Annotated in this window: 7 protein-coding genes and 1 tRNA gene; 7 read left to right on the top strand and 1 reads right to left on the bottom strand. The window is 38.7% G+C overall.

Annotated features, from left to right (window positions below; all coding sequences use genetic code 11):
• Window positions 1-750, top strand: a 750-nt coding sequence (locus GBI16_RS08345; RefSeq protein WP_151706901.1) for a GGDEF domain-containing protein, incomplete at its 5' end; no start/stop codon positions are given.
• A gap of 987 nt (window positions 751-1,737) precedes the next feature.
• Here the strand turns inward: GBI16_RS08345 and GBI16_RS08335 are convergent.
• Window positions 1,738-1,813: transfer RNA gene (locus GBI16_RS08335), tRNA-Arg, on the bottom strand.
• Between the two features lie 178 nt (window positions 1,814-1,991).
• Here GBI16_RS08335 and GBI16_RS08330 point away from each other — a divergent pair.
• The 6 genes from GBI16_RS08330 (at window position 1,992) to GBI16_RS08305 (ending at window position 7,513) form a co-directional block, all read left to right on the top strand.
• Entirely contained in the window at window positions 1,992-2,927 is a 936-nt protein-coding gene (locus tag GBI16_RS08330; RefSeq protein WP_151706900.1) for an ABC transporter ATP-binding protein, read from the top strand.
• Window positions 2,924-3,697 carry an ABC transporter permease gene (locus GBI16_RS08325; RefSeq protein WP_004982514.1) on the top strand — a complete coding sequence of 258 codons (774 nt, stop codon included), beginning with the start codon at window positions 2,924-2,926 and terminating at the stop codon, window positions 3,695-3,697. Before GBI16_RS08330 ends, GBI16_RS08325 begins: the two co-directional genes overlap by 4 nt.
• The gene (queF, locus tag GBI16_RS08320; RefSeq protein WP_151706899.1) at window positions 3,697-4,509 is read left to right on the top strand and encodes an NADPH-dependent 7-cyano-7-deazaguanine reductase QueF; all 813 of its coding nucleotides are present in this window, start codon (window positions 3,697-3,699) and stop codon (window positions 4,507-4,509) included. Before GBI16_RS08325 ends, queF begins: the two co-directional genes overlap by 1 nt.
• Window positions 4,510-4,536: 27 nt before the next feature.
• Window positions 4,537-5,187 (top strand): hypothetical protein, encoded by a 651-nt coding sequence (locus tag GBI16_RS08315; RefSeq protein ID WP_086207962.1) that lies wholly within the window; start codon window positions 4,537-4,539, stop codon window positions 5,185-5,187.
• 428 nt (window positions 5,188-5,615) lie between these two features.
• Window positions 5,616-6,617 (top strand): lytic murein transglycosylase B, encoded by a 1,002-nt coding sequence (gene mltB, locus GBI16_RS08310; protein WP_151706898.1) that lies wholly within the window; start codon window positions 5,616-5,618, stop codon window positions 6,615-6,617.
• A 287-nt stretch (window positions 6,618-6,904) separates the two neighbouring features.
• Window positions 6,905-7,513, top strand: a complete 609-nt coding sequence (locus tag GBI16_RS08305; protein WP_086207964.1) for a septal ring lytic transglycosylase RlpA family protein — start codon at window positions 6,905-6,907, stop codon at window positions 7,511-7,513.
• The last annotated feature ends 241 nt before the right edge of the window (window positions 7,514-7,754 follow it).

The following is a 7,754-nucleotide window of genomic DNA, read 5'->3' as shown; positions in this document are numbered from 1 at the left end:
GAATTGCTCAGCCAAGCGAACGCTATTATTGTCAAAGTGACCTTGGGTATGCTGATTTTCTATCTTGTACTCTTTATTTTTGTTTGGAAACTATCCTACTTAATCTCTTCTCCGCTCAATAAACTTGCTCAAATGGCAAGCATGCTCACACGCCCCAATATTGATCAAGATATCAAGAAAATAGATCCTTGGTATTTTGAAGCATTGCGTTTTCGCACTTCATTGCTTTTGAGTTCTAAACACTTTAAAGATGAAATTGCAGAACTTAAACAGCACGTAAATACAGACCCGCTTACAGAACTATATAACCGCCGAGGCATGAAATTATTTTTAAATGAATTAAAAGCAACAAACACTCCTTTTTCAGTACTCAACATAGATATTGATCACTTCAAAGCAATTAATGATAGCTATGGCCATGATCAAGGAGATCATGTATTAAAGAAACTAGCATCTCACATGATGAACAATTTCCGTAAGCATGATATTTGCTGTCGTGTTGGCGGAGAAGAGTTTACTGTATTTGTCGTGCATGAAGATCCCAAAGTTGCATATACAGCAGCTGAACGACTTCGAGAAGCTGTTGCACAAAGCTATCTTGATCCAGTGGGACATATTACCGTTTCAATTGGCATTGCATCTTGGCCACGAGATGCAGAAAGTGTCGATGACGTGATTAAGCTTGCAGACCAAAAACTATATGAAGCAAAAAATGATGGACGTAATTGTACTCGTATCTCCTCTATTTAAAGCGCCAGTAAATAAATACATTCTTCTACGTCTATGGAATATCATGATTAGACATTTGAAGCTGTACTCAATCCTCTCAACAGTACAAATTGTTTAGCATACAAGCAAACTTAAGTAATGATTAACACAGACAGACAAACTTAGAGCTAACATTCTCGCAGCTCTTTTAGAAGACTTGAGAGCCGAGCTCCAAGAAGAAATATCTTATTATCAGTTATCGTTTTACAAAGAACCGCTATCAATTACAACAACATAAAATGACACGTCTAGCATAAAGGGTTGTTCTGTTGCTTAAGGAAAGGATTCATACATGATTATTGAGTTAATCAGTAAAAAATTGTTTTACCAAACTATCCAAAAACGAAATAGCAAAAAAATTGCAGATAAAAGGATCTGAAGCTATAGCCCTAACCTTTTTAGCAGCTTAGTGAACTCGTCATATTAGTCTCATGTATATAACTATGAAATATTCAGTGAAAATTATGCAAGAAAGTGATGCATTTATTGCAAGTGCTCGTGATCTGGCAAAATTAAATAGCGTAGGTATTTTTTGGATAAAGCATTGGCTGAAGCCTTAGAAAGTATTGAAATCATTTTTATGATGTATATGGATGCTTGCAAGGAAATTCCATGTCCAACTGCTCAGGAGCATGGTAAATATCTATTCATGTTCCAGTTTTAGTCGTATCAAGGGTTCATTTATATAATGAGATGCTAAACCAAAGTATTCGTTAAGCTGAGTTAGCCAAATATTGAGAATGGTTTTAAAAATAGACTATTGTCTTTAAAACATGACTCTAAGATAAAATCTATTAAAAATGTGTTTTATGCTTTTAGAAAGCGCAAAAGTTAGTCACTGATATTTTCAAATTTAGACTTTTGTATATTTTTCATACTGCTTTTAATTTTTAAGGGAATGATTACCCTCGAAAACCCATTTAAATACACGTGTGAAAAAATGCAAACTATTGATAAATAACAATAAATTGGTGCGCTCAGCGGGACTCGAACCCACGCCACAGGCTTCGGAGACCTGTACTCTATCCAGTTGAGCTATGAGCGCGCGAGCACATCATATCAAAAAAAATCACAAGGTAAAGCATCTATATAGCTTAGAGTGATTTTCCTGCTTATGCTTTATACAATGTTCCATATCTGCAACACAGAATTGCGAGTAGATTACTTGGTTTATTAGGCATAATCGCTCACAATAGTGCCACTATTAATCATTCGAGAATTTCATGACTGATGCATTGACGTTAAGAGATTTGTCCAAAACCTATAAAAATGGGTTTCAGGCCTTAAAAGGCATCAATCTAACTGTTCCTGAAGGTGAGTTCTATGCCCTTCTTGGACCAAATGGTGCAGGCAAATCTACAACGATTGGTATTATCAGCTCATTGACCAAGAAAACCGCAGGTACTGTCGAAATTTTTGGACATAATCTCGACACGCACCCTTCTCAAGCCAAACAGTGCTTAGGGGTTGTACATCAAGAGTTTAACTTCGGTCAGTTTGAAAAAACCTTCGATATCTTAGTCACACAAGCGGGCTATTATGGTATTCCTAAAAAAATTGCAGAAGTTCGTGCCGAAGAATATTTAGAAAAACTCGGCTTATGGGAAAAACGCGGTGTTCAAGCCCGTATGCTTTCAGGTGGTATGAAACGTCGCCTGATGATTGCCCGTGCCATGATGCATGAACCGAAACTGCTTATTTTAGATGAACCCACAGCAGGGGTTGACATTGAACTGCGTCGTTCGATGTGGGACTTCCTCACAGAAATGAACAGTAAAGGTACCTCGATCATTTTAACAACGCACTATTTAGAAGAAGCGGAAATGCTATGTCGTCGAATTGCCATTATTGACCGTGGTGTGATTAAAGAAGACACCAGCATGAAAAACTTCCTCAATCAACTGAATGAAGAAACCTTTATTTTTGATTTGGCCACACCGATTGAGCCAATTCATATCGACATTATTGGGGTTCGTTTCCATTTAGTCGACGCCGTGACTTTAGAAGTAACTATGGATAGAGCACATACTCTCAATGACTTATTTCAATTGCTCGAATCGCAAGGAATCCAAGTTCGTAGTATGCGGAACAAATCCAACCGTTTAGAAGAACTGTTTGTGAAGATGGTCGAAAAAAATCTCGAAGGAACTACGCCATGAACTTAAATCAACTTAGCGTAGCTTTATATACTCTGGTGCATAAAGAAATTCGTCGCTTTATGCGCATCTGGCCACAAACCTTGCTTCCACCTGCCATTACCATGAGTTTGTACTTTGTGATATTTGGTAATTTGGTCGGTTCTCGTATTGGTGAGATGGGCGGTTTTAGCTATATGCAGTTCATCGTGCCTGGGCTGATTATGATGGCGGTGATTACCAACAGTTATGCTAACGTTTCTTCGAGCTTTTTTAGTGCCAAATTTCAAAAAAGTATTGAAGAGCTGATCATGAGTCCTGTACCTTTGCATGCCATTTTATGGGGCTTTGTCTTAGGTGGTGTCTGTCGCGGAGTCTTGGTCGGTATTATAGTAACAGCTATGAGTTTATTTTTTACTGACCTGTATATTACCAATTGGTTTGTTACCATTTACACCGTCTTGGTCACCTCGTTCTTATTTTCACTGGGTGGTTTTATCAATGCTGTGTATGCTAAATCTTTTGATGACATCTCCATCATCCCAACCTTTGTGCTGACGCCTTTAACTTATTTAGGCGGCGTATTTTATGCCATTTCAGCACTCAGCCCTTTTTGGCAAAATTTATCGTTGATCAATCCGATTGTATATATGGTCAATGCTTTTCGTTTCGGTATTTTAGGTCATAGCGATGTTAACGTCGTCGTCTCCCTATCCGTTATGACTATATGTTGTGCAGTGCTTTATGGCATTGCTTACTATTTACTTTCTCGTGGTTCAGGAATGCGTGAATAATGAGTGTAGAACATTCTCTTTTGGGTAAAGACACCAATTACCCAACAACTTATCAACCCGACATTCTTTTTCCTATTGCCCGTGCCACTGCACGTGAGCACTATGCGCATGTTGAAGGTATTCAACAAGGTAAAGACTGGTGGCATGTTTTTGAAATTTCTTGGCTAAATCACCACGGTATTCCGCAAGTTGCTATTGGTCGCATCAGTCTGCCTGCCACCTCGCCCAATCTCATTGAGTCAAAGTCATTAAAACTCTACTTTAATAGCATGAACTTTACTCAGTTTGAGTCTAAAGCTGCATTTAAAGCAACGGTTGAACAGGATTTATCGGCGGCGGCTGGTGCAGATGTGAGTATTGAGTTGTTTCATGTTGATGATGTGCAAGTTAGTCAGCCTGAAGGCATCTGTATTGATGAACTGATTCCAACCCAACTGGAAAATCATCCCAATGCAAATCTGTTGGCATTGGATAGCGCTGCTGAAGATGTTGAAGTACAGATTTACTCGCATTTACTCAGAAGTAACTGCCCAGTCACTGGACAACCAGATTGGGGTACGGTATTTATCAGATATAAAGGTAAAAAGCCTTGTTATAACAGCATACTGGCTTATATTATCTCTTACCGTCAGCACAACGGCTTCCACGAACAATGTGTGGAACAAATATTTGCCGATATTTGGCAAAATTTGAAACCTGAAAAGCTGATGGTGTACGCAGCTTATACACGCCGTGGTGGTTTAGATATCAACCCGTGTCGTGTGTCTGATGTGTCATGGATGCCCCGCCCAATTCGATTGGCGCGACAATAAAATAAAGAACATTGAGGTTAATACACGATGCCATTTTTTGGTTTTATTCCATCGACTGAACTTTTACAGACTATTCAAACTGCTCAGCAGAAGAAAGACTCAAGTGAACCTTTATATCCACTTCGAGACAAAACAGCACTACTGATCAATGATGAAATTATTGATGCCATTTTAACTGAGTTAGTACGCCGTTTTCCACCGAGTGATAAACGAGATACAGCGGAAAAACTGGCTGGCTATATTAAGTCAACAGTTGCGGTTTTGTTGAAGCAACTCTTAGGCAAAGCATCAAACGACGTAGTGCAAGCTTCAATTCAGTTTTCTGAAAAAAGCTTGTTTAAAGATGCTGAAGGTCAGTTCCGTGTGGGTGAAGCTTTAGATGCAAGCTTAGTGACCAGCCTCAAATATAACTTTGCTGAAATTAAAGCAGGCAATGAAGTAGATAAAGCTGCGTTAACCGAACTCTATAAACAGTTTGCTGAAGCGACTGTACGCCACTTTATGAATGACTTTAATAAAACCCTCGATTTGGGCATGATCAAGCGTAAAGCAGCCGATATCGGTTCTGCGGCTGTCATTAAAGCGGTTCATATTGCAGCGAATAAAATCATCCCAAATTTAACCAAAGATGAACTTTTAGCTTTAGCTGAGTATCACGACACTTTATTTCATGCTTAAAGACTAAAAGCCTTTCGCGACTTTTCAGATCAAATGACTCTATTTATATAGGGTCATTTTTGTTTCTAAGCTGTAATTCCTTACGTTTTGTATAAATGCATACTTTTGCCATAAAGTCTTCAATAAAAAATGGGCTTAAATGTAGATACCGAGCTTTTTATATCAATGAGTAAAACTTGACTTATACCGTCACACTAAAAAATCTATGAAGCTCTATCCTGTTTTCCTTGATCTGCCTTATATATAGCCTGTGTTTGTCTTTTTTTGTATCCCTATTTGCCCGCTTTAGTACAGACAGTGTTATCTTAAAGCCTGTCCAAACTAGACTCTGTTCACAAAAATTTCGACATAATATAAATGCGTAGTTTAGAGCTTCGCTCTATTCGCTTTGGTCCACGGCCCATCATGACTCTGGAAATTAGACTTCTATGTTAAATTTAAACTTTTATAACAAAGTTAAACGTTTACCTTTATTGATTGGCGCTTTGTCAATCACCAGCTTTTGCCAAGCCAACGATTTCGCTTCTCATCCTGACTATATCAGCTTCAAGCAAAAAGCCATGCAAAACTATGGACTGTCTGCTGAACAAGTCGATTGGGCCATGAATGGCTCTAAAAACTTGCCCAATATTATTAACATTATGAATCGTCCAGGTGAAAGCAAACCGTGGTACGAATATAAAACCAACTTTATGGCTGAAAGCACCATTCAACGTGGTGTCCGCTTTAAAGAACAATATGCGGATACCTTAAACCGTGCCGAACAACAATTTGGTGTACCCCAGTCCGTCATTCTCGGCATTTTAGGGGTAGAAACAGGTTTTGGGAGCAATAAAGGTAATTTTGTGACTCGTGATGCCTTAGCGACTTTAGGATTTGGTTACGAACGCCGTAAGCAATATTTCCAAGATGAACTCAGTGCATTAATCGCGTGGAGCTATAAAGATGGCGTACCAACCAACTCGGTCGTTGGTTCATACGCGGGTGCGGTGGGCTACCCACAATTTATGCCAAGCAACATTCCAAAGTTTGGGGTGGATTATGACGGTAACGGTCATGTCGATTTACGAAATTCAGCAGTGGATGCTATCGGCTCGATTGCCAACTATTTAGCAAATCATGGCTGGCAACGAAATCAGCCAATTGGATTCCCAGCTCGCTATAGTGGTTCTAATCCTGAATCTGTGATTGCCAAAGATTTAACTTTACCGACGCCTTATGGTGTGCTGAAAAATCAGGGCATTCAACCCACCAATCCGATTGTGAAAATTGATGATTTAGATATGGTGAATGTGATCCAACTACAGGAAAACTATGGGCAAAGTTATTACATTACCTACCCTAATTTTCAGGTGATCACAACCTACAATAAGAGTCGTATGTATGCGACTGCGGTGTGGCAGTTAGGGGCTGAAATTGCTAGCCGATAAGGCTAGCTTTTTACTCAAGATTAAAATGTCAACAAAAAAATATTTAAAAATGATGTAAAATTCGGCATTTTTAATATCATGTTACAATGTTGATTATTTTTTAATCAAAAAACGTTCAGTTTATGTAGTTTTTATCATTATTTTAATTAAACACTAGACATGCTTATGACTGCATGAATATTATCCATTTCGTCAAATGCTGTTGCAAAAGTGAATTAACAGGCAAGTTTTTTTATCTTTCAGCCACTTAGTTTAAAGAAAAAAGCGTTGTCTTTTGGAGTTTATAAATGCAGTCATCACTTAAATATATACTGGCCATTGCCTCGACCATCGTGCTGAGCCAATCGCAAGCAGAGATGGTTCAGTCATCATTTACCAATGATAATGATAACTCTCGTCTAGCTGCACGTGTCTTAAATAAAGATGCTCAAGGCTTCAACTCACACTTCTCAAATTTAAATAGCCTTTCAATCACTGAACGTTCAGGCGATAAAATTCGCCGCGAAACAATCGCTGCAAAAATTGAAATCCCTGAAGAAGAGCCTTCAGTGATTGAAAAGTTAAATACTGTTGCATCAAATACAGTACGTAAGTTTAGCCAAACCGGTATGGCCTCTTGGTATGGTCGTCAGTTCCATGGTCGTAAAACTGCAAGTGGTGAGACATTCGATATGAATGCATTAACTGCTGCACACCGTAGCCTGCCACTAAACTGCTATATCCGCGTAACGAATAAAACCAATGGTAAGAGCGTTGTGGTTAAAGTTAACGACCGCGGTCCTTTCCACGGTAACCGTGTACTTGATTTATCTTACGGCGCAGCAAAACAATTGGGTATTACTAATTCAGGTACTGCGAAAGTTAGCATTGAACGTATTGATGGACCAAACTCTTAAGATTCAGACCTACAACACGTATTTGACAGTAAAGCCACAGTAATGTGGCTTTTTTAATACCTAGTCTTTATACAAATAACTGCAGATGATCCTTAGCTGTTCTAGCTTGATGCTTTAACATCGCTCAAAACCATGTTTACATCGAATAAAAAAATCCAATCACTCCAGTTTTTGAGTTGGCTGTGCTCACAATCTTGGTAACTTTGTAGGTTTAGCCGAGCTAATGTGTTCTTAATTCATT

The organism is Acinetobacter sp. TUM15064, assembly GCF_008980265.1.
Classification (GTDB): domain Bacteria; phylum Pseudomonadota; class Gammaproteobacteria; order Pseudomonadales; family Moraxellaceae; genus Acinetobacter.
This window is presented reverse-complemented; position numbering and strand designations above follow the sequence as displayed.